The 23,006-nt window shown below is 36.1% G+C and carries 16 protein-coding genes; 11 read left to right on the forward strand and 5 right to left on the reverse strand.

Annotated elements, in window-relative coordinates; all coding sequences use genetic code 11:
• Positions 1–69 precede the first annotated feature (69 nt).
• From EZ428_RS05375 to EZ428_RS05405, 7 genes are read left to right on the forward strand one after another with little or no spacing between them, the layout of a single operon-like run.
• Positions 70–1,230, forward strand: coding sequence for an O-antigen polymerase (locus EZ428_RS05375; protein WP_165501711.1), 1,161 nt, complete (start codon positions 70–72; stop codon positions 1,228–1,230).
• Positions 1,231–1,252: 22 nt separating this feature from the next.
• On the forward strand, positions 1,253–2,446 hold the full coding sequence (locus tag EZ428_RS05380; RefSeq protein ID WP_131552073.1) for a glycosyltransferase: 1,194 nt from the start codon (positions 1,253–1,255) through the stop codon (positions 2,444–2,446).
• 10 nt (positions 2,447–2,456) lie between these two features.
• Positions 2,457–3,587, forward strand: a complete 1,131-nt coding sequence (locus EZ428_RS05385; RefSeq protein WP_131552074.1) for a glycosyltransferase — start codon at positions 2,457–2,459, stop codon at positions 3,585–3,587.
• A gap of 1 nt (position 3,588) precedes the next feature.
• Positions 3,589–4,155 carry a WcaF family extracellular polysaccharide biosynthesis acetyltransferase gene (locus EZ428_RS05390; protein ID WP_131552075.1) on the forward strand — a complete coding sequence of 189 codons (567 nt, stop codon included), beginning with the start codon at positions 3,589–3,591 and terminating at the stop codon, positions 4,153–4,155.
• Between the two features lie 3 nt (positions 4,156–4,158).
• Positions 4,159–5,124, forward strand: coding sequence for an NAD-dependent epimerase/dehydratase family protein (locus EZ428_RS05395; protein WP_131552076.1), 966 nt, complete (start codon positions 4,159–4,161; stop codon positions 5,122–5,124).
• A 21-nt stretch (positions 5,125–5,145) separates the two neighbouring features.
• A complete protein-coding gene (locus tag EZ428_RS05400; protein WP_131552077.1) occupies positions 5,146–6,378 on the forward strand; it encodes a WcaI family glycosyltransferase in 1,233 nt (410 codons plus the stop codon).
• A gap of 19 nt (positions 6,379–6,397) precedes the next feature.
• The gene (locus tag EZ428_RS05405) at positions 6,398–7,456 is read left to right on the forward strand and encodes a lactonase family protein (RefSeq protein WP_131552078.1); all 1,059 of its coding nucleotides are present in this window, start codon (positions 6,398–6,400) and stop codon (positions 7,454–7,456) included.
• A gap of 113 nt (positions 7,457–7,569) precedes the next feature.
• On the opposite strand, the gene EZ428_RS05410 is transcribed toward EZ428_RS05405, so the two are convergent.
• The 5 genes from EZ428_RS05410 to gmd form a co-directional block, all read right to left on the reverse strand.
• Positions 7,570–11,019: a hypothetical protein gene (locus EZ428_RS05410; RefSeq protein WP_131552079.1), complete on the reverse strand. Its 3,450-nt coding sequence runs from the start codon at positions 11,017–11,019 to the stop codon at positions 7,570–7,572.
• A gap of 2 nt (positions 11,020–11,021) precedes the next feature.
• The gene (locus EZ428_RS05415) at positions 11,022–11,225 is read right to left on the reverse strand and encodes a hypothetical protein (protein ID WP_131552080.1); all 204 of its coding nucleotides are present in this window, start codon (positions 11,223–11,225) and stop codon (positions 11,022–11,024) included.
• A gap of 761 nt (positions 11,226–11,986) precedes the next feature.
• A complete protein-coding gene (locus tag EZ428_RS05420; protein ID WP_131552081.1) occupies positions 11,987–13,066 on the reverse strand; it encodes a mannose-1-phosphate guanylyltransferase in 1,080 nt (359 codons plus the stop codon).
• Positions 13,066–13,998 (reverse strand): GDP-L-fucose synthase, encoded by a 933-nt coding sequence (gene fcl / locus EZ428_RS05425; protein WP_131552082.1) that lies wholly within the window; start codon positions 13,996–13,998, stop codon positions 13,066–13,068. Before fcl ends, EZ428_RS05420 begins: the two co-directional genes overlap by 1 nt.
• Positions 13,998–15,110: a GDP-mannose 4,6-dehydratase gene (gene gmd, locus EZ428_RS05430; protein ID WP_131552083.1), complete on the reverse strand. Its 1,113-nt coding sequence runs from the start codon at positions 15,108–15,110 to the stop codon at positions 13,998–14,000. Before gmd ends, fcl begins: the two co-directional genes overlap by 1 nt.
• A gap of 1,002 nt (positions 15,111–16,112) precedes the next feature.
• Here gmd and EZ428_RS05435 point away from each other — a divergent pair.
• The 4 genes from EZ428_RS05435 (at position 16,113) to EZ428_RS05450 (ending at position 22,886) form a co-directional block, all read left to right on the forward strand.
• The gene (locus tag EZ428_RS05435) at positions 16,113–17,513 is read left to right on the forward strand and encodes an undecaprenyl-phosphate glucose phosphotransferase (RefSeq protein ID WP_225870999.1); all 1,401 of its coding nucleotides are present in this window, start codon (positions 16,113–16,115) and stop codon (positions 17,511–17,513) included.
• A gap of 196 nt (positions 17,514–17,709) precedes the next feature.
• A complete protein-coding gene (locus tag EZ428_RS05440; RefSeq protein ID WP_131552084.1) occupies positions 17,710–19,110 on the forward strand; it encodes an exopolysaccharide biosynthesis polyprenyl glycosylphosphotransferase in 1,401 nt (466 codons plus the stop codon).
• Positions 19,111–19,337: 227 nt separating this feature from the next.
• Complete coding sequence (locus tag EZ428_RS05445; RefSeq protein ID WP_131552085.1) at positions 19,338–21,287, forward strand: polysaccharide biosynthesis protein; 1,950 nt, start codon at positions 19,338–19,340, stop codon at positions 21,285–21,287.
• Between the two features lie 12 nt (positions 21,288–21,299).
• Positions 21,300–22,886, forward strand: coding sequence for a gliding motility protein RemB (locus EZ428_RS05450; protein WP_131552086.1), 1,587 nt, complete (start codon positions 21,300–21,302; stop codon positions 22,884–22,886).
• Positions 22,887–23,006: the final 120 nt, after the last annotated feature.

Consider the following 23,006-nt stretch of genomic DNA (forward strand, 5'->3'; position numbering starts at 1 on the left):
GTGCTAAGACTTATTCCTTTAGTTTTGTTATTTATTGAATGGGTTACAATATATTTCAAAATATCATTTTTGAAGATAATAGAAATTAATAAACTGATATTTATCTTTAGCTTGTTAATAGTGTTTGCCATTGTTAGAAATAATAATCCGGTTGAAGACACCTTATCGGCTTCAGTTTACTCCACATCTAACTTATTATTATTTGTTTCTTTCTATTCATTTATAGTCTATTATTTCGTAAGAAAAAACAAATATGATTATGCTACAATTTTTATTTATTTGATTATTCTGCCGTTTGCACTTTTTTCCTTATCTAATTGGATATTATATCTTTTAAACATTAAAGTATTGCCTAGCTCTTCGATTGCAGGGGAGTCAACCACACCATCCGTTTTATTGTCAAATTTTGGGATAATTATAAATAGAATTGAATTTCCGTTGGTAAAAGGAGTAAATAGTTATTCTGTTTTTGTTGGCGGGGTTTTGTCTTTATCAATTCCATTATTTTTATGGTATAAGAAGAATAGGTATTTAACAGGTTTTGCTTCGGCAATATTTATTTTAACATTAATATCAACAGATTCAAGGGGGGCCTTATTTTACCCTTTGATAATTACCTTGGTTGTTTATTTTCTAAAAAATAAGCAAGTACTCAATAAAAAAATTAGCCTTATGGCTTTCGTAGTTATCTTAGGGCCATTGATATTTGTTAGTATTTTAGCACTTTCAGCAAATATTCCTGCACTTGAATTCTTGGCAAGGGGTGATGAAGATATAAAAACTGCAAGTTCAAGGTCTGTAGTTTGGGCAATTTCCTTTGCAGAATTTATTGATTTTAAATGGATTCATACTATAGGTTATGGATTATATGGACACTTTGGTTCGGGAGCTTCTAAAATGTGGGCTTATCTTTTTGAGGGCTATAATGATCCTGAACTATCAGCAAGTTCTCATACTTCCTTGTTTACAATACTATTTGATTATGGGTATATTGGACTTGTGGTTTATATTGGATTATTGTACCAACTTTTGTCACGGGTTGCATATCTATGGAAATATAACCCTTTAACAAGTTACGCATTTCTTTCTTTTTTAATCTATAATATTCTTGCTGGCATTACAGAGGCAATTGGGGGGATGAATCTGCTTAATTACCAATTATTATTATTTATGGTTGCAATTGCAATAAATACGCAATACTATTTTACATATAAAAACAATAACCCATAATTGATTTAATCTATAATAAGTTATGAAAGTCTTAATTATTGCATCAGAATTTCCATTTCCAGCAAATCATGGTGCAAAAGTTGATATATGGAATAGAATTTTAGCTTTTAAAAAATTAAATGTCGAGGTATTTCTTGTTACTTGGCATCCAGAAAAATCCACACCAAGTAAAGAGAATGTAGATTGTGTATTAAGGCAAGTAGCAAGTTTAGCTACGTTCCCACTTTCTAGTACCTTAAATCGAATAATTAAATTAATCTCTTTTCCTTCGCAGGTAGCTGCTAGGATGCTAAAAAAGGCTGATTATAAATCATTATTAACTAAAGCTACTCAGTTTAACCCAGATGCGATATTCATTGATAGCATATATGGAGGAGAAACGGGTTTGAGGCTCGCAAAAGATTTAGCAGTGCCTTTTTCATTAAGGCTTCACAATGTCGAGCACAATTATATGTGGGGGCAATTGAAACTTGCTAAAGGAATCAGATCAAAGATGTCACTTCTTGCAATGAATATTCATCTTAAAAGCTTTGAATATAATTTGATTTCGAAAGCTGATGCCTTTTTTGATATTTCGATAGAGGATCTTGCTTTTTGGGAAAAACAAAATTTCAAGAATGGATATTGGCTACCTCCGATTATTGATGATACTATGGGGAATTTAGTAACTGATGTAAATAAATTGACAAAATTTTATCATATCGCATTTATTGGTAATTTATATGCCCCAAATAATGTTTCTGGATTGTTATGGTTTATTAATGATGTTTTACCATTAATAAACGAAAAGATACCTGGTCTACGATTTGCTGTTGTTGGGTCAAATCCAGTTACAGAAATCATTAAAGCTTGCAATAATTCAGAATTTATTGATCTTTTCACCAATGTACCTGATACGAATGAATACATTCAGAAATCCAATGTGCTGATAAATCCTGTAAGATTTAGTAGTGGCGTAAATATAAAAGCAATAAATATGTTATCGTTAGATAATCCAGTTGTATCTACGATATATGGGGTTAAGGGTCTTCCTAAAGAAATTTCTCAAGTTTTCTTTATTGGGAATAGTCCTAAAGAATTTTCAAATCACATTTTGGAAATCTTAGCCTTAAAAAAAACGTCCGATTTAGAGAAAAGAAAAGAGATGAGAAAGTTATTCCAGGTTACAGCCCTAGAAAAATTATTGCCTAAAATGTTAGAGAAAAATATTAAATAGTTATAATCAAATGAAGGTTCTACATATAGTTGATGGTTTACATCCGAAAAGGGGAGGTGTTCCTACTGCAGTTTTGAACGTAACTACACTTTTTAAAACAGCTGGAATTGAATATAAAATTCTATCAATTGGTGATAACCCTGAAATTTTGCCAGAAAATACAATTGGCTTTAATTCCAAGCAAATTGCTGGTCAGGCTTACGCTAGTGAAGGAGTTAACTGGTTTAAACAAAACTATACGGCATTTGATGTTATTTATTTTCATAGTGTTTGGAATATTGCCATATTACAGTTATACGCCTTTGCCTTAAAAAATAACTTGACTTACTATATATCTCCCCATGGTTCATTAGATCCATTCGATATAAAGAAAAAATTTTATTTTAAAAAAATACTTGGAAAACTTATAGTTAATAAAATATTACTTAATGCCAAGTATATTTTTTGCACCAGTCAGATAGAAACAGACGTAATCCACTACTTTGGGGAAAAGGCAAAAAATGCTGTTGTTTTACCATTGCCTGTTGATTACGAGGAGGGAATAACAGGAGATGGCGTCTCATTTAGGACTAAATATGGAATTGATAAAAATCAGTTCGTTTTTTTATTTCTATCTCGTATCAATTATAAAAAAGGACTAAATAATTTTATTATTGCCTTGTCTGAATTGATTAAAGACGGCCAAATTGATTCGGCAAGACTTAGTTTTATCATCGCCGGGGATGATAAAAATGAATATGCAGATGAGATGAGAGTACTTTTAAAGGAGTATCATCTTGAAAACACCGCAAGGTTTATTGGGCTAATTACTGGACAAGACAAAGCAGATGCTTATGTAGGTGCTGATGCATTTGTATTACCTTCAAAAAATGAAAACTTTGGTCTAGCAATCGTAGAAGCGCTTCAGAGTGGAACACCAGTACTGATTTCTAAAAATGTATATATCTATAAGGAACTATTTGAAAGAGCAGATCTTAGTCCTGGGTGGCTTTGCGAAAGTGACTTATCTGACTTGAAGAGCTGCATATTAGAAGCCTTGAAGCCTCATGACAAAGACAAATTAAAGAAGGACTCTTTCACTGTAGGAGAACAATATAAAACAGGACAATTAGCAAATATGTATTTAAAGTTCTTTAATTAATATGGAATATCAAGATTTAAGTATTTTCAGGGTTCCTAAAACATTTAGGGGTAAATCAAAAATTACTGTTCAATTATGGTGGATTGTTCAGAGCACCATATTTAGCTGGTCTCCACAAATTTTATATGGATGGAGAAGATTTTTACTGAGGTTATTTGGAGCCAAAATCGGTAAAAAAGCTTTAATAAGATCGACTGTTAAAGTTACTTATCCATGGAACATCAGCATTGGAGATTATACATGGATAGGCGATGATTGTGTATTGTATAGTCTAGGTAGAATTGATATTGGCTCAAATGTGGCAGTAGCACATAAAGTTTATTTTAATACGGGGGGACACGATTATGATCAGATTACTTTTGATATCTATGCAAAGGATCTAGTAATTGAAGATGAATGTTGGATAACTAACGATGTTTACTTAGCCCCAGGAATAACTATTGGTAGAGGTACTGTAATTGGAGCAAGAAGCACGGTTTTGAAGTCTATTCCGAGTGGTAAAGTTTGCGTAGGGTCTCCAGCGAGGGTATTGAAAGATAGAATTATGAAAAAACCAGTTAAACAATAAGATATGAAAATTTTGGTTACGGGAGGTTCCGGTTTTATAGGAACTAATTTAATGCAAAGCTTAATTGACGATGGCTTAAATGTTTTGAATTTGGATAGTGTTAAGCCTTTAAAAAAGGCCCATGATCCTTATTGGAAAAAGGTTGATATTTTGGATCAGCCGCTGTTAGAAAACTTAATCTTGGATTTTAATCCAAATGTTATAGTGCACTTAGCAGCGGTAACGGATATTATTGGAACCACGGCTGAACATTATTTAGCCAATACACAGGGTACCCAAAATATAATTGATATTGCGGCTAAACTGCCAGCGCTTAAAAAGGTAATCTATACTTCGTCGATGTACGTTTGTAAGCCAGGTTTTATTCCGAAAGACTATGATACTTATACACCACATACCACTTACGGAGAAAGTAAGGTAGCAGGAGAAAAGTTAGTGAAGGCTATTAAGGATGTAAGTTATGATTGGGTAATTGTAAGGCCAACTTCCATTTGGGGACCATGGTTTAATATTCCGTATATCGACTTTTTTAATATTGTATATCAGAAGAAATATTTTGATTTTGGAAAAGCCTGTACAAAATCTTATGGTTATATCGGTAATACGGTAAACCAGATCAGGAAAATCATGGATGCCCAAAACATCAATAAACAGACCTATTATTTAGGAGATTTACCTGCCATTCAAATTTCTGAATGGGCCAATGAAATCTCTATTGAAATGAAAAAAGGGCCAATTAAAAAAGTTCCTTTTTTTGTGTTGAAAACAGCAGCATTGGTTGGTGATGTACTTACTGCCATGAAGTTTAAGTTTCCGATGACAAGTTTTAGGCTTTCTAACATGACTACCAATAATGTTTTGCCTTTGGAGAATACGATGGAGGTAACGGGTAAAATGCCTCATACCCGGATTGAAGGTGTAAGAGAGACCTTAAAGTGGATGAGTGAAGAAAAAGGGTATAAATTCTAAATATAAAAAAGCGTTATACAGATGGCAGTTAAAAAAAGAATCTTAATTCATAGTTTATTCTTTAAACCAGAAATGACGGGTATTAGTAAGTATTCTGGCGAAATGACCGATTGGCTAGTAGAAAATGGATTTGATTGTACTGTAATTACAGCTTTTCCTTTCTATCCCTATTGGAAAATTCAAGCGCCCTATAGCAACAGCTGGTATAAAAAAGAGTTGAACGAAGACAAAAGTTTAACCATTTACCGTTGTCCTTTATATGTGCCGGCAAACCCTACTGGTATGAAAAGGATTATCCATGAGGGCACATTTCTATTTACTTCTTTTTTTGTCTTTTTTAGGTTATTGTTTTCAAAAAGATTTGACCTCATTATTTCGGTTGCACCGCCTTTTCATTTAGCTTTTGTTGCCTTTTTTTATAGGTTCTTTAAAGGGACTAAGGTGGTACATCATATTCAAGACCTTCAGGTAGACATGGCAAGGGAGATGAACATGATCAAATCGAAAGCATTGTTAACTTTTTTGGAGAGCTTAGAGAAATACGTGATTAAAAGTGCAGATTTTGTGAGTACAATTTCTCTTGGAATGACTACAAAGATTAAAAATAAGGTAAATAGAGAAATTGTTGATTTTCCAAATTGGGCAAATGTTGATCATTATTATCCCCTTCAGAATAGGGATGAACTTAAAAAGGAATGGGGTTTTGAGCCTACAGACAAGGTGGTTTTGTATTCAGGAAGCATTGGAGAAAAACAGGGCCTCGACCAAATTATTAGCGTAGCCGCAGCCAGTAAAGCCCATACGGAGATCAAGTATGTAATTTGTGGTACTGGTGGTTATAAAGAAACCCTCATCGGCCTTGCAAAAGCTCAAAACCTAGATAATGTATTCTTTCTGCCCTTACAGTCAAACGAAGCCTTTAACCGCTTTTTGAATATGGCCGATTTACATTTAATCATTCAGAAGAAAGATGCAGGAGATTTAGTAATGCCTTCTAAATTAACCACCATATTATCTATCGGTGGCCTTGCCCTAGCTACGGCAAATCCAGGAACAAGTTTATATGAAGTTTTGGTTCAGAATAACATCGGGATAGTGGTAGAGCCAGAAAATAGCAAGGCTTTACATGAGGCAATCATGGCCAATATTGCAAATAACGATGTGGCCCAACAACAACACATTCGTAATTACGCAATCGCTAATATTTCCTTAAACGGAATCATGCAAAATTTCTTGAAACAAGTAGAATTGTAACCCTTAATTTTAACATAAGATGAGATTTTTAGTTGGATGTTATACAAGTGAAACGGATAACAATGGCCTGCACTTATTAGAACTAGATGGGCAGAATAATAGCATCAATTCAATAACAAGCCATGTTGTGGCTAATCCTTCTTATTTAACTTTTTCATCAGACGGATCGGTTATTTATACGGTTAACGAAAGCCATACACCCTCAGATAAGGTAACTGCGATTTCCTTTGACCGTAAAACGCAAAAACTAGAAACAATTAACGAAATTGACATTTGCGGAGCCGACCCATGTTTCATCAGCACCGATAGTAAGGGTAAATACTTATTTACTGCTAATTATAGTGATGGTACCTTAAGTTGTGTTAGCCTGCATGCAGATGGTTCATTAGCAAACCTAGTTCAGGTAATCAAACATCCAACTGATCCATCAGACGAGCTACACCCAAATACGCACATGCATGCCGCATTGCTGTCACCAGATAAGCAATTCTTATTGGTAACCAATTTAGGTTTGGATACCCTTAGCCTTTATAACTATCAACCAGATAACCATAAAGAGCCCCTAAAGGAAATACCTGAGCAAGTTTATCAATTCCCAATTGGCACTGGCCCTAGGCACCTATTGTTTAGCAGCAATGGTAAATTTGCATACGTAGTAGGTGAATTAGATGGAAGCGTACACGTTTTAGCTTGGGATAATGGCGTTTTGTCTTTTGTACAAAAAGCTATGCTAATGCCATCAGATTTTAATGGCAAGAATAGTGCCGCCGACATCCATTTTGGTGCTGATGGGAGATTTATATACCTATCGAATAGGGGAGATGCCAACCAGTTGATCAGTTTTGCAGTCAATCAGGAAACAGGTGAGCTAACGCTACTTCAAAGAACAGCCACCCTTGGTAATGGTCCCCGCAATTTTGCTGTAGATCCTAGTGGCAACTATCTCTTGGTTGCGCATCAATATAGCAATGAGATCAGGTTGTTTAAAATTGATAAGATTACCGGAGGCTTAATCGATACGGGCATTAGTCATGCGATTAACAACCCTGTGTTTGTAAGTTTCCTTAAAGATTTATAGAATAAAAATCTACTAGTTGACTTTAACTCCCTAGCCTTAAGCGCTGATGCACGAACGTCAGATATAAATGCAGTAAAAATATTCTGCATGTACCACTGTACACGCAGAATATATTAAGCCAATATTGCGGAAGATTGTTCAGTCCATACATCAGCAGTTTGTCTTTCATACCTTTTTCCAACATTATAATAATTAACAACAGTTCCAATCGGATAATCCACAACTGGATAGTTAGTATTTAAAAAAGCTTTATCCACTGGGTCGGTTGTACTACTAACCCTAATTATGCGATTGGCCACCGGCAGCCAAACAGTTCCGTCAAAAAACCATAAAAATTGGGTGTTGGTATCAAACACGAAAAGTCCATTTGTAGGTGCAACAATTGATTTTCTTTGTAGTGAAGTTAATCTTGTAAATGGAATTGTTCCTTTCGTACTGGTACCAACTGTGAATATAGATGAGGGTTGATCAGAAATTGCCCCGATCAAAAATGCGCCTGTTTCACTAAAGCGCCCTCTTTCTAACCATGTTTGGCTATTAGTACCAGAAGTGGTTGGTTCTGGCGTGGAAAAAATGATTTTACTTGGTACTGCACTCCCTGTTCCTCTCCCCGAAGTTACATAAATGTCTCCTCCAACTTTATCAGAGATCCCAATTACACTTTCGGCACTAATTTGGCCAGCAACAGTCTCAGCAGTCTTATCCAAGCCCAATACAGCAATATTTCTAGGGGTTGTGTTTCTTGCAATAGAAAACACTTCGTAGTTTGCAATGGCGTCTCTAAAGGTTAAAAAACTTCTTACAGCGATTCCCCAAGTACCTATAAAGCCATCTGTTCTTTTTAACTGAAGTAAATCAGTACCACCCTTACCCCCTTCTATTACAGATGGGGTTGTACTACTACTATCGCCAACATCAAATAATGGCAGTCTACCACCAATGGGAACAATTATACACAGCCATGAAGAGCCCGTAAATGTTGCTTCAATAATATCGCCAATATTTAGCTTCACGTTTCGGGTGTACCCCTTTAAATTTGTTCCTTGGAAACCAACTGTCGTATTTACATCATTAGCTCGAATACTTATTTTTCTGCCTACTATGCCATTGGTAAAATTAGCCAAGGTAATTGCAGTTGTATTATTGGTCAAATACTTATTGGCACCAACCACCAATTTGGGTGCGGCAACGTTTGGTGTAAGCTCAATTTCATTTATACTTCTTGATCGGTAGCCAGCAATTTTAGCATTACTTTCTCCTTTAATAATCACGTCATCTGCAATCACAACATCACCATGGTACCTGTTAAAGTTAAGACCATCTACCATCTGTGGTATACCTTCGATATCACATTTCACAATTTGAAAAGGTACGTTTGCATACAGTTGCGTCAGCTGGTCTGTGAGATAATATTTGCTCAGATCTGCGTAATCAGCATTAAGCACCTGCGCATTTTCTGTACCAACTTTAAGCCAATAGTGGCCATCAATTTCATCCGGAAAGTTTGTGCCCGTACCTATTAGTCTAGATAATTTAGCACCTGGGGCTACTGGTACATCTTCAGTGCTCAATGTGCCTGTACCATTTACAAATGGCGTAGCTAATGCTCCAGCAATTGCACTCCCATCGCCTAAAGTTAAGGGTTTAATATTAATTCGATCCCTCGTATCTGGGTCAACATTAATACATTGAACAATCAAATCAGGGCTACTTGCTCCCGTAATAATGTTCTTTATTTTAAATTTTTGATTGTAGGCAATCCGATCACCATTGTTTGCAATAATTACTTCTTTTAGCTGATCCACCGTAGTAATCGCTGGCGAAAAGCTGCAAACACTATTCATTGCAAAATTTTGATCATCAAAGATTTGTCCGCCCTTGATATAAATATCGCCTTGGTCTTCTGCTATTGCGAACTCGCTGGCTAAAGGTATAGTAGTAAATGTACCCTCAATGGTGTAAACGGTAGCCGTATGGCTTATAATTTTTCTGAGGTCGCCTACTGATGGCCCATTAGATATAAATATATGATATCCTTTGTATTGGTTGGCCGTTACTGCTATTGGCGCCGTAATGGTATTAGTTGTAGCAGCGGTAGAACTTGCAAAAATTTGCAGTGTAACATTGGTAAGTCCAGTTTTACAGTTCCTAATTTCTGGGTTTACTAACTGTACGTTTCTACCGCCCCAAAATGCAAAACCAATTGTACATTGCTCTGCCTTACAGTCAATAAAACGATTATTAACAATTTTTTCGTCAATTCTGCTGTTCCAGTAATGTGTAGCAACACCACCTTGCAAACTCTGAATTCGCCAACCGAATGTATTTCCTATTGCGGCACAATTCCTAAAGATGTTATTGTTGCCAGCAACCCTAAACGAAGCGTATGCGCCTACAACGGTAAAATTATCAAAGGTATTGTTATTTGCCAGTCCCCGGTCTCTGTTTTGCACATACAGGTATTTAGGGTCTGTAAAAGCGCCGCTAATCCCCGTTTCTAAAATATGCATCCCTACGCTGGTCGATACATCATTGGGTATTGCAGTGGCATCAATATACCAGTTGTTAAAGATGCAAAAACAGCTCCCCTGCACTTCCAGGCCACAACCCAGATTCCAATCTTTAATTTGTACATTGCTGATAATGTTTCCGTAGCCTCCATCTTCTGCGATGGGTAGCCCAGTTAGATCAGATGAAAATCCAGAAAATATGGCCGAATTTATCTTGCAAAAGCTATTTCCGCCCATTGTAATTCCCGTTATTGCGTAAGAGGGCGCAGCGCTTGTTGAATGCACATCAAAGACATTATAAGAGTTGATTTCTATATTGTTACAATAAAACAGATCAAGGCAATGTTGATAGATTGAATTAAAAACCATATTCGCATTTCTGCTGATATAAGTTCCAATAAAACCGTCAGAACACCGCAACAATAGAGCGCCACGGCCCATCCCAATTTCCGTAAGTTGATCAATTCTGAAATTACTCTTCTCAATACCTCTAGCGGTAAGATTAAAGGTGTTTTTAATGATAATGTGGTCTGCTACCAGTCCATTGCCAATCTCTAGTCCTATGTATTCCCTATTGTTATTTGGCCTTACAAGTTCCAAATTATTTCCGTCAATGGTAAGCTCGCCATTAATCTTAACATTATCGCCTAAGGTAAGTAGTACATTTCCCGTGGTAGTGCTTAAAGCCCTTTGGATAAGTTTAAAATTCGAACATCTTAGTACCTTATGATCTGGCACCACCAAATCATTTACCTTAAAAGCGCCTCTTAAAGAAATGTTGGGATAATAATCGCAATCCAAAATTGCTTGAAGGATTTCGGTATAATCCTCATCTAAGTCGTCGGGTATTGCACCAAACCATTCAGGATTAACAAACCCATCTTCAAAGTCTCGTTTTGCATATCCACCCCCAAACTCAGCTCGGTTGTGAAACCAGATGGCATCATCTACTATTACTCCTGCTGGCAGTGCAGGATAAATTGTCGCATTAAAGGGCACACCTGTAAATCGATCATAGTTATTAACTATTTTTCCGTTAGTTAGTATTGCCATCCCTAACTAATTAAAAATGATACATCACTTGATGTTGGCGTTACCAGTGCAATTACCGCAGGCACATCTGTCAATTCTCTAATTAAACCATCGGTGTCTTTAAATTTTACTTCATTTGTTGACGTGAGTGCGATCGATCCGTCAGAGTCACCTGTAAAGTCATCCTTAATTGGAAGGTTTAACTCCGGTAATGTGGTTGAGTCCATAGTTTGCTTTTTTAAATTTCCTAAATTTAGTTATCTCCTATTAAAAAGGAACGTAATGGACCATAAAAAAAACGTGATTAAATGTTAAATTCACTATCAGATTAAGCTAGAAAATTTGAAGAATAACAAGTAACGGAAAGTGCTTGACATAGAGATCAATCAAAAGTCTGACTAAAGATATTTGCCCTACTTTTAACGCAGAGAGCAAGGCCTTCAGAATCGAATTTAAAGGTGTGGAAAATGTAGCGTTCTTCCCTCAACATTTGGCATTGATCCGAATTCCGCTTGATCCAACATAGCTGCCCGTCAAGAGCGCAAATATTGCAAAACGCCATTAACCTATGATTGGTATTGTAGCGATACATATAGCTTTTCGGACAAAGAGCTAATCTTTCTATGTGGTTCAAAGCCGTCTTGCCCATTTCGCCCATCAAGCCCATAGTTATCAGAACCGCCGTACTCAGCTCAACAGTCGAGAGTCGTCATGCTCAGCTTGACTGGGTATCTTAATGCAATTTAATCTTCGGTTGCCATTGCAGCGGTATATAACCTTTCTGACAAACCCTATGTTTTCTACGTGCCTATGTGGTTAAACACCATCATGCTCAGCTTGCCTGGGCATCTTAAAGCAGCCAGCCTAAGCGATAACGCACCTCGTCAATCTTATTTTAGTAACCTTATAAATGAAAATACCTTGGCTCGTAGTAACCAAGGTATCCATAAATTCATTTCAATAAAAATGCTAACGAGAATGTGGTTTTTTAGTTAAAACGATCACCAAAACTAATGCTCATTTCTTTAACCACTTCTTTAATTTCCTGTTCTTGTGCTTTTGGATAAATCAGCAAGGCATTTCCTTCATCAACTACAATAAAGTTTTCTAGGCCTCTAATTACAGCAAGTTTATCTCCATTGATGTGGATAATGCTATTATTGGTATCCTTTACATTAATTTGTTGAGCCGCAATCACATTATGCTCCTCATTTTTAGGCGCAGCATCATATAGCGATGCCCAAGTACCTAAATCAGACCAGCCAAATTCTGCAGGTATGGTATAAACATTATCCGCCTGTTCCATGATTGCATAATCAATGGATATATTTGGTGAGTTAGGATAATGTGTGTCGATAAAGCCACGTTCCAATTCTGTGTTATAGTTAGCTATGCCCTTATTGAATAAATCATGTATTTCTGCGGCATGTTTTTGTAGGGCGTTGATAATGGAGCCGACTTTCCAAATGAAAATTCCTGCATTCCAAACATAATTCCCATCCTCCAAAAATATTTTTGCCTTATCCAAAGTGGGCTTCTCCGTAAATTGAGCTACTTTGTACACCCCCTCTACATTTTCACTTGCATACTTAATATAGCCATAACCAGTGTCTGGGCGTATAGGGTTAATTCCTAAAGTTACCAATGCTTCGTTTTGCTCGGTATAAGCTAAGGCGATTTTGATCTTTTCAATAAAAACATCTTCGTAAAGAATGAAATGATCAGAAGGAGCAACCACGATGTTAGCTTCTGGATTGAGTGCTTGTAATTTAAAAGAAGCATACGCAATACATGGTGCTGTGTTGTTACGGCTAGGTTCACAAATCAATTGTGATGATGTGATGCCTTCTAATTGCTGTAAGATAATGTCTTCATATTGATTGTTGGTTACAATGAAGATATTTTCTTTAGGGCATAGTTTAAGGAATCTTTCATAGGTTAGCTGTAATAAAGATTTTCCTATGCCTAAAATGTCCAAGAATTGTTTTGGGAAATTGTTGCGGCTCTTAGGCCAGAATCGGCTGCCCACACCCCCGGCCATGATTAATACGTAATTGTTAGGGTTCATTAGTTCCAATTAAGGTTCTTAACTTCGTTATATACTTTAGTTATCCCTTCTTCGAGCGATATTTTTGCTTTCCAGCCCTTTGCATGAAGTTTGCCTACATCCATTAGTTTTCTAGGCGTGCCATCTGGTTTTGTGGTATCGGTTACAATTTCTCCTTCATAACCTACAACTTTAACCACTAATTGAGCAAGTTCTAAAATGGAAACATCTTCGCCAACGCCAATATTTACCAGGCCTGGCTCATTGTAGGTTTGCATTAAGTAAAAACAAGCTTCTGCTAAATCATCAACATATAAAAATTCTCTTTTTGGTGTGCCTGTTCCCCAAATGGTTACGTTTGCGTCCTTATTGTTTTTAGCAGTAATTACCTTACGGATTAATGCGGGTAAAACATGGGAATTATTCAAATCGTAATTATCATTTGGCCCATACAAATTAGTTGGCATCACCGAAATGTAATTGCAGCCATATTGAGCACGATAAGCGTCGCACAATTTGATGCCTGCAATTTTGGCAATGGCATAGGGCTCATTGGTAGGCTCTAATTCGCCAGTTAATAAATAATCTTCCTTTAATGGTTGTGGGGCAAGTTTTGGATAAATACATGAAGACCCTAAGAACATCAGTTTGGTAACCTCATTTTGGTAGGCAGAATGAATTACATTGTTCTGGATCATTAAATTTTCATAAAGGAAATCTGCACGGTAGATATTGTTAGCCAATATGCCACCCACTTTTGCAGCAGCTAGGAAAACATGACTTGGTTTTTCGGTAGTAAAAAAGTCGCTTACTGCTTTTTGATCCCTCAAATCTAGTTCTTTGGAAGAACGAGTTATAATGTTTTCAAAGCCTTCACTTTTCAGTTTTCTAACAATAGCAGAGCCAACCATTCCATTGTGCCCTGCTACATATATTTTGCTTGATTTGTCCATTATTCGAACTGATTTTTAACGGCGTAACCAGCTTCTTTTAACATTCTCTCCTTTTGGAAAAGTTCTACATCTGCATTCATCATGTCGTTAACCAATCCAGCTAGGTCATATTTAGGCTTCCAATTTAACTTCTCTTTACATTTGGTTGGGTCGCCGATCAACAGGTCTACTTCAGTAGGGCGGAAATAACGAGCGTCAACGGCTACTACTTCTTTTCCAATTTCTACCTGAAATTCTGGTTTGCTGCATGCGGTTACATATCCTCTTTCTTCGGCACCTTCTCCTTTAAATTCGAGGCTAATTCCCACTTCTCCAAATGCCATCTTAATAAAATCACGTACGGTTGTGGTTACGCCAGTTGCGATTACAAAGTCCTCTGGTTTTTCTTGTTGTAAGATTAACCACATGGCTTCTACATAATCTTTGGCGTGGCCCCAATCTCTACGTGCATCTAGGTTCCCTAAATATAATTTATCTTGCATGCCTAATGCAATCTTCGCTGTACCACGAGTAATTTTACGGGTAACGAAGGTTTCTCCACGGAGTGGACTTTCGTGATTGAATAGGATGCCATTACATGCGTATATGCCATAAGCTTCACGATAATTTACGGTAATCCAATAAGCATACATTTTAGCTACTGCATAAGGCGAACGAGGATAGAAAGGGGTGGTTTCGCTTTGAGGTACTGCTTGCACCAAGCCGTACAGTTCTGAGGTAGATGCTTGATATATCTTAGTTTTATTAACTAAACCTAAAATACGAATGGCTTCTAAAATCCTCAAAGTGCCAATCCCATCAGCATTTGCGGTATATTCAGGCGTTTCGAAACTTACCTGTACATGGCTCATTGCACCCAAATTATAAATCTCATCTGGTTGTACCTGCTGGATAATGCGGATAAGGTTTGTTGAATCACTTAAATCTCCATAGTGTAGTACAAACTTAACGTCGTTTTCATGAGGATCTTGATACAAATGATCGATACGGTCGGTATTGAATAACGAACTACGGCGTTTAATGCCATGTACTTCGTAACCTTTTTTTAATAATAGACTGGCTAAGTAAGAGCCGTCTTGACCTGTAATACCAGTGATGAGTGCTTTTTTCATTGATTTTCGAAGTTTATCCTTAAAATTTTAATATGGGATGATTTAATTGCCTAATTAATTAACTAAAAGTTTATGATTAATTAATATTTTAATTAAGTTGGCTGTTTTTTTAAATGTTTGCTGTAAAAATACAAATTTCTTGCGAAAATTTTTCTAATTATCTTGATTTAAGGTAGTGAATAACAAACTCATGCCTTAAGATTTCATTTTTTTGTAAAAAATTCTTATATATATAACCAACAATTTATTTAAAAGAGTTTCTTTAAAAACAAAAATTGGATTGAAAGCCTTAAATGGAATTCAGGTGCTTCAAAACTGATGGTCTCTTCTAATAGGTTTAGGTTGATGAGGATCGATCTTCGCAATTCTTGTTTTGATTCGGGAAGCTGAGGATGTTTATGAATTTGGATGGTTAGAGGTTGAGTTGTTGAAGGCGGTTAGGGTTTAGATGGTTAGGGGTTATAGGTTAGCAAGGAGAATTAACCCAGAGATCTATTAATAAGTTCTTATTACTTTAACTGTATTAATGAGCCATTCTGGGTTCTCCTGTCGTCGAGATGATGGGAAGGGTGGGTTTGTCTAACAGATCTATTAATAAGTTTTTATTGTTTTAATGGTATTAATGAGCCATTCTGGGTTCTCCTATCGTCGAGAGGACGCACGAGGGGATGACGAGAAGCTGAGCATGATGAATCAAAATATTTGACTACACGAAAGAGCTACTGGCTTTCATCCGATGATACATTGATGTTGCCCATACATCGGATGACAAAAAACTAAATAAATTTCTAGTAAGTTAATGATGCAAGCCTCTTTTATGTCAGTATTAGTCTGATTTTGGTTTACTTTTTTCCTAATTCTGTTAATTTTTCGTTAAGCCTTAAGTTTTGACACAAATTTCTTACAAAAAGTTAACAAATACCAAGTTGTAGGTATTTAATCTAAAATATAATATATTAACTTTGTGGATATATTGAAGCTTTTTAACATTCATCCCTGATTATGGCTATTCAAACACGTTACATCTATCTTTTAAGGTATATTTTGCCAGTAACTGATGTCTTAATGTTGAACGTAATCTATTTTGCAAGCTATTTTTTAGCGGTATCTTTTGGAAGAACATTAAGTAATGAGTTAAACAGCCACCACATTGTAATCTGTAATTTAATTTGGATAGTAAGTACTGCTGTATTTGGTTTGTATACTACTTATGGCTCTAGAAAAATAGAAAGAATTTACAGGGGTACTTGGCGCAGTGTTGCCTTTCATTTTGTGCTGTTTTCTGCCTACCTGATTTTTTTTAATCAGGATGCTTTTTCGAGAGCATTTTTAGTTGTGTTTTACATTGTATTGTCTTTTGCCTTTATCCTAAATCGTTTTGTTGGTACCTCTATTCAGTATATTGTACTGAACAAGTTTAAGGCTGCAAAAAAGGTAGCGGTATTGGGTTCTAATGTTACTGCAGAGCGGCTATCTGTCTATTTGCAAGGGCAGAGAAGTTTAGAGTTTTATGGTTCTTTAGGAGATGATGAAACCATTTATGATTCTAAGGAAGGCGTTACTGCTCAAATTATTGCAGGAAAATTAGCAGAAGCAGTAGATTATGGCGTTAAGGAGGTTTATGTAGCTGTTGCCCCACAACGCATGGCTGATGTTAAAACCTTGGTAGCTGAAGCTGATAAGGCTTGTGTTCGTTTAAAGTTTATTCCAGATTTTGGCGGCACCTTAAATACGCCCTTTACCATTGGGTATATGGGAGGCGAGTTCCCGATTATTACCTTAAGAAATGAACCTTTGGAAGAAATGAGCAATCGTTTTAAAAAAAGGGCATTTGATTTAGTCTTTAGTTCTTTATTTATCCTGTTTGTTTTTAGCTGGCTTTACCCCATTATTGCCTTGTTAATTAAATTGGAAAGTAAGGGGCCGGTTTTATTCAAACAAAATAGAGCAGGACGGAATAACGAGATTTTTAAAGTACTTAAATTTAGGACAATGACTGTTGCCGAGGATGATGGTGAATTTAAACAGGCCACCAAGAATGATAGCAGGATTACCAAGATAGGCGCTTTTTTAAGAAGAACAAGTTTAGATGAGATCCCACAATTTATCAATGTGTTTTACGGAGACATGAGCGTAGTTGGGCCTAGACCACATCCATTGTTGTTGAATGATCAATATCAAGAAATTATAAAAAAATACATGGTTCGTCATTTTGCAAAACCTGGTATTACGGGCTGGGCGCAGGTAAATGGCTATAGGGGTGAAACAAAGGATAAATTGGATATGGAAAATAGGGTTAAGGCAGACATCTATTACATTGAAAATTGGGCTGGGATGTTTGATGTGAGGATTGTGTTCATGACGGTGATTAATATGGTTAGGGGAGAAGAAAACGCCTACTAAGCAGATTAATTGTTAATTTTAATGATATCGAGTAATAAGTAATATTTATCGACTTTTTAAGTCCATTTAACGACGCAGCTCTCTTTTTTAGTACTTCAATCATACATTCTATTTATTTATAGTTAATTTTGTAGGCTATAGTGTATGGGTGAAGTTTAAAATACATTAAGAAACAGGGCCCTGAAACCTGTAACCTATGAACAATCAAACCAGATATGTTTTCCTGTTAAGGTATATTTTGCCTTTAGTAGATTTATTAATGATTAATATAATCTTCTATATTGTAGGCTATTGGGCATCTATCGCTAATCGAGAGGTTTTTATAGGAAATAACAATAACCATGTTGTAGTTTGTAACTTGATATGGTTGGTATGCTCAGGCTATTTTGGTTTATACAGGGTGACTGGCGAGAATAAGATGGAACAGGTTTACCGGGCCACTTGGCGAACTTACGGTTTACATGTGATCTTATATGTGTTATATCTTCAATTTCATAAAGAAAACCATTTATCTCCATCTCTCTTATTGTGGTTTTACATCTTGCTGGCTGGTGCATTTATCATAAACAGGCTAATAGGGACTTCCATACATTACCTTGCTGTAGATCGGTTCCGATTGTCTAGAGAAGTAGCCGTTATTGGTTCCAACCAAACTTCTATAAGATTAATAGATCATTTTAATCAAGAACGAAATTTCTTGTTTTACGGCACCATTGGCGGTGATGAATGTGTTTATTTTGATCAGTTGCAAATTATATCTAGCGGTATTTCGCAACGCTTAAGCGAAGCTGCGGCTGCTGGTGTTAAAGATGTATATGTAACTGTAATACCAGATCGGATGTTAGCTGTACATGATCTGATCAAAGAGGCGGATAAAAATGGTTTGAGACTCAAATTCATTCCAGATATGGGTTCTCATTTATTTGGCAATTATAACGTTAATTATCTGGGCAACAAATTTCCCATTATTACCATAAGGCCAGAACCTTTAGAGGAAATAGATGAGCGATTTAAAAAACGTTTTTTCGATTTGGCCTTTTCTTGTTTGCTTTTTGTATTTCTATTATGGTGGTTACTACCCCTTATTGCGATTATCATTAAACTAGACTCAAAGGGGCCGGTATTTTTTCTTCAAAAACGTGCTGGAAGAAATAACAAACAATTTACTGTTTTTAAATTTCGAACCATGAGCGTGAGGGAAACAGAGCATGAGTATGTACAGGCAAAAAAAGGCGATGCAAGGATAACCCGTGTAGGTAATTATTTAAGGCGAAGTAGTTTGGATGAGCTTCCGCAGTTTATCAATGTGATGCTTGGCGACATGAGTGTAGTAGGGCCAAGGCCACATCCTTTAAAGCTAAATGATCAATTTCAAACGATAATTGATAAATACATGGTGCGTCATTTTGTAAAACCTGGTATAACGGGCTGGGCCCAGGTGCATGGCTTAAGAGGTGAAACTAAAGATGCGTTTGACATGGAGAACCGTATTAAATATGATATCCACTATTTAGAGAATTGGACCGCCATGTTAGATGTGAAGATTGTTTTCATGACCATCATTAACATGCTAAGAGGTGAGGATAATGCTTATTGAGGGTTGAGGCGGTTAGTTGTGAAGGCGTTGAGTTGGTTAGTTGTGGGGTTGTGGAGGGTTTATCAGACGACAAACGACAAACGGTGGACGGTGAGGCGTTGTTCGTTGTTCGTTGAGCGTTTTAACAGACGCCAGACGATAAACGGTTGACGATAGACCTTGTTAATGTCGGCCAATCAAAAAAAATTGACTGTGGTATTATATTTGTTATATTTGATTTAAATTAAATGAAATTGTTTAGTCAAATAAATATCGTTCCAAAGTGGATCATTTTTTTACTGGATTTAGGTATCTGCCTGTTTTCTTTGTTTATTGCGTATTTCTTACGATATAATTTTGATCTTAATAGTATACAACCTGCAGAATTTGGCAGGAATGTAATCATCATTAGTGTGATTAATATCATGGTTTTTTTAAATGTGAAAACCTATTCTGGAATTATCAGGTATACGAGTGCACAAGATACATTTAGGGTTTTATATGCAGTAATAGCCACTAATGGAATATTCTTTTTCATTAACATGGCTGTGCTGGCTCTTAAGGGAGACCCTTATATTTCCAATATCGTATTGGTTATTAATGGCTTAACCAGCTTTCTTTTCTTGATTACTTACCGAGTATTGATCAAGTACTTTTTCATGTACATTAAAAATTTGACGCTTGACAAAAGAAAGGTGATTATTTATGGTGCTGGAGAAGCGGGACTGGCAACCAAACGAACCTTTGACCACGATGGAAAAGTGAACAAAACGATTATTGCCTTTGTGGATGATGATGAACGAAAAGTTGGAAAGACTATTGATGGAGTGAAAATTATAGCAGGCGAGAAGTTAGAGCAGTTGATCAGTGATCATCAAGTTGATGAAATTATTTTTGCCTCTTATACGATTCCTGTTGAGCGAAAAAACCAGATTGTAGACATTTGCCTAGAAAATGACATCATGGTACTTAATATACCGCCAGCAGATGTTTGGTCTAGAAGTAAATTGCATACCAGACAGATACAAAACATTAATATTGAGGATTTATTAAATCGAAAAACCATTCAGATTGATATAGAGGGTATACAGAATCAATTGAAGGGCAAAAGAATTTTAATTACTGGTGCAGCAGGCTCTATTGGTAGTGAGATTGTACGCCAATTAATTAAATTTGAAACCAGTTTGATTATTCTTTGCGACCAATCTGAAACTTCATTGCATCATATTTACCTAGAATTAGAAGAAACGTATTCTAATACTAATTTTCATGCCTTTGTAGGGGATGTTAAGGATGAGAAAAGGATGGATCACCTTTTTGAAACCTATAAACCTCATTACGTTTACCATGCAGCAGCCTATAAACATGTTCCTTTAATGGAGGATAACCCTGCAGAAGCTGTAAAAACCAATGTGTGGGGAACCAAGACCATTGCAGATCTATCTGTGAAACATGGTGTACAGAAATTTGTGATGATTTCTACAGATAAAGCGGTTAATCCTACCAATGTCATGGGCGCTTCTAAGCGCATTGCTGAGATTTATGTGCAATCATTAAATAATTCATTACATAAGCCCAATTTTATTTTTAGCAATGGCTTAAGTTATATTAATGATTTGGATGTAAAACCAATTACTAGATTTATTACCACCAGATTTGGCAATGTTTTAGGTTCTAATGGCTCTGTAATACCTCGCTTTAAACAACAGATAGAAAAGGGTGGGCCTATTACAGTTACCCATCCAGAAATTACAAGGTATTTCATGACCATTCCGGAGGCTTGTCGATTAGTTTTGGAGGCTGGGTGTATGGGGGCAGGAGGAGAGATCTTTATTTTTGACATGGGTAAATCTGTTAAGATAGTTGAACTTGCCAAAAAAATGATTCGATTGGCGGGTTTAATTCCAAACCAAGAAATTAAGATTCAATTTACTGGTCTAAGACCAGGAGAGAAATTGTTTGAAGAACTTTTAAATGACAGTGAGAATACCATGCCAACGCATCATGAAAAAATCATGATTGGGAAGGTGCGTGAATATGTTTTCTCTGAAATTGAATCACAAATATATACACTACTAGATCATGCTAGGAAAAATGATGATAGAAATGTAGTGATGACCATGAAGGCTTTGGTGAGAGAGTACAAGAGCAAAAACTCAGTCTTCGAAGAATTAGATCATACGCCTAGCATTAAATAATAAAACCCCTTTATGAAAATAAGATTACTAAGTATCCTTTTAATTTTTGCCGCCTCAACTTTAAGTGCCCAACAGATTATACCTTATAGCTATTATCAATATCAAAAATTAAATAGAGATTTATACAGCTTAGACACTAGATTTCATACCTCTTTTAAGCCTGTAATAGCCGATGATAGCCTACTTACTAAAAAACTAGATTCGCTACTTAGTGTTGGAATAAGAGAACGAAGTACTTGGGTTGGGCGTAAGTTATTTAATGAACACTTGGTTGAAATAAACAAAGAAGATTATAGTTTTTACATCGACTTTTTATCAGACCTACAAATCGGTAGGGATTCGGAGCATAAAATCAACACTTTCTTGAATACCAGGGGTTATCAGGTTGGAGGTAATATTGGAGAGAAATTTAGTTTTTATAGTAGTGGTTTTGAGAACCAAGCTCGATTTAATAATTATTTAACCAATTACGTGAATAGCAAGGGCGTAATCCCGGGGATGGCAAATGATAAATTTGGTATTGAAAAAACTACTAAAGATTGGGCTTATGCTACAGCAGTTTTAAATTACAACGTTAATAAATACCTTACTATTACCTTAGGACAAGATAAAAATTTTATTGGAGATGGTTATCGCTCCATGTTATTATCAGACGTATCTTCACCCTATCCCTTTCTTAAGTTAACCGCTACCTTAGGTAATGTAAAATACATGGCCATGTGGTCGCAATTTCAAGACCCATTATCACCACAACTTTCATACGATAATGGTTTCAGGAAAAAATGGGGCGCTTTTCATTATTTAGATTGGAATGTTAACAATCGACTTTCTGTTGGTTTTTTTGATGCCATTATTTGGCAAGATGCCGACGCTAGTGGTAAACGAGGATTTGATGCGTCTTACCTTAATCCCATTATCTTTTTAAGAACAGTAGAGGGTATTAATGGTTCTCCTGATAATGCATTATTAGGTTTTACTGGAAAGTATAAAGTACTTAAGAATTTAACCGTATATGGGCAAGCTGTAGCAGATGAGTTTACAGCGAAGGAAGTTTTTGCAGGTAAGGGGTATTGGGCTAATAAATTTGCCTATCAATTAGGTGTAAAAGGTTTTGATGCTTTTAAAGTGCCTGGCTTAAATTATTTAGCAGAGTTTAATACTGCCCGTCCATTTACGTATACCCAGAGAAGCTCTTTACTTAATTATGGGCATTATGCCGAAGCGCTGGCACATCCAATGGGTGCTAACTTTAGAGAATTTTTAACCATCTGGAATTATCAAATTAATAAATGGGCTTTTTCTGCACAAGCTAATTATGCCACTTATGGTTTAAATAACGGTGAAAATGTAGGGAAAGATATTAATGAGTCTTATATTACACGTGTTAGGCAAAATGGCTATAAAACTGCTGGAGGCTTAAAAACAAACTTTGCTTATTTAGACGGGAGGGTTTCTTATATCATTAACCCTAAGTATAACCTGAGGTTTGAAGCTGGGGCCATATTTAGGCAAGAAAAGAATAACTTATCTACTGATAAAACGACCATGGTTACTTTTGGATTGAGAAGTAGCTTTAGAAATATTTATCAGGATTTTTAGGGTTGGGGTTTAGTTGTGGAGGTGGTGAGTTGTGGAGTTGTATACTTGCCTTAACTACTGTTTGTTGCAGGAAACACAAACCTTTTTCATTATATCAAGATTTCCTCCCTATAACTATCG

Origin of the sequence: Pedobacter frigiditerrae, from assembly GCF_004331645.1 — a bacterium.
Taxonomy (GTDB): Bacteria; Bacteroidota; Bacteroidia; order Sphingobacteriales; family Sphingobacteriaceae; genus Pedobacter; species Pedobacter frigiditerrae.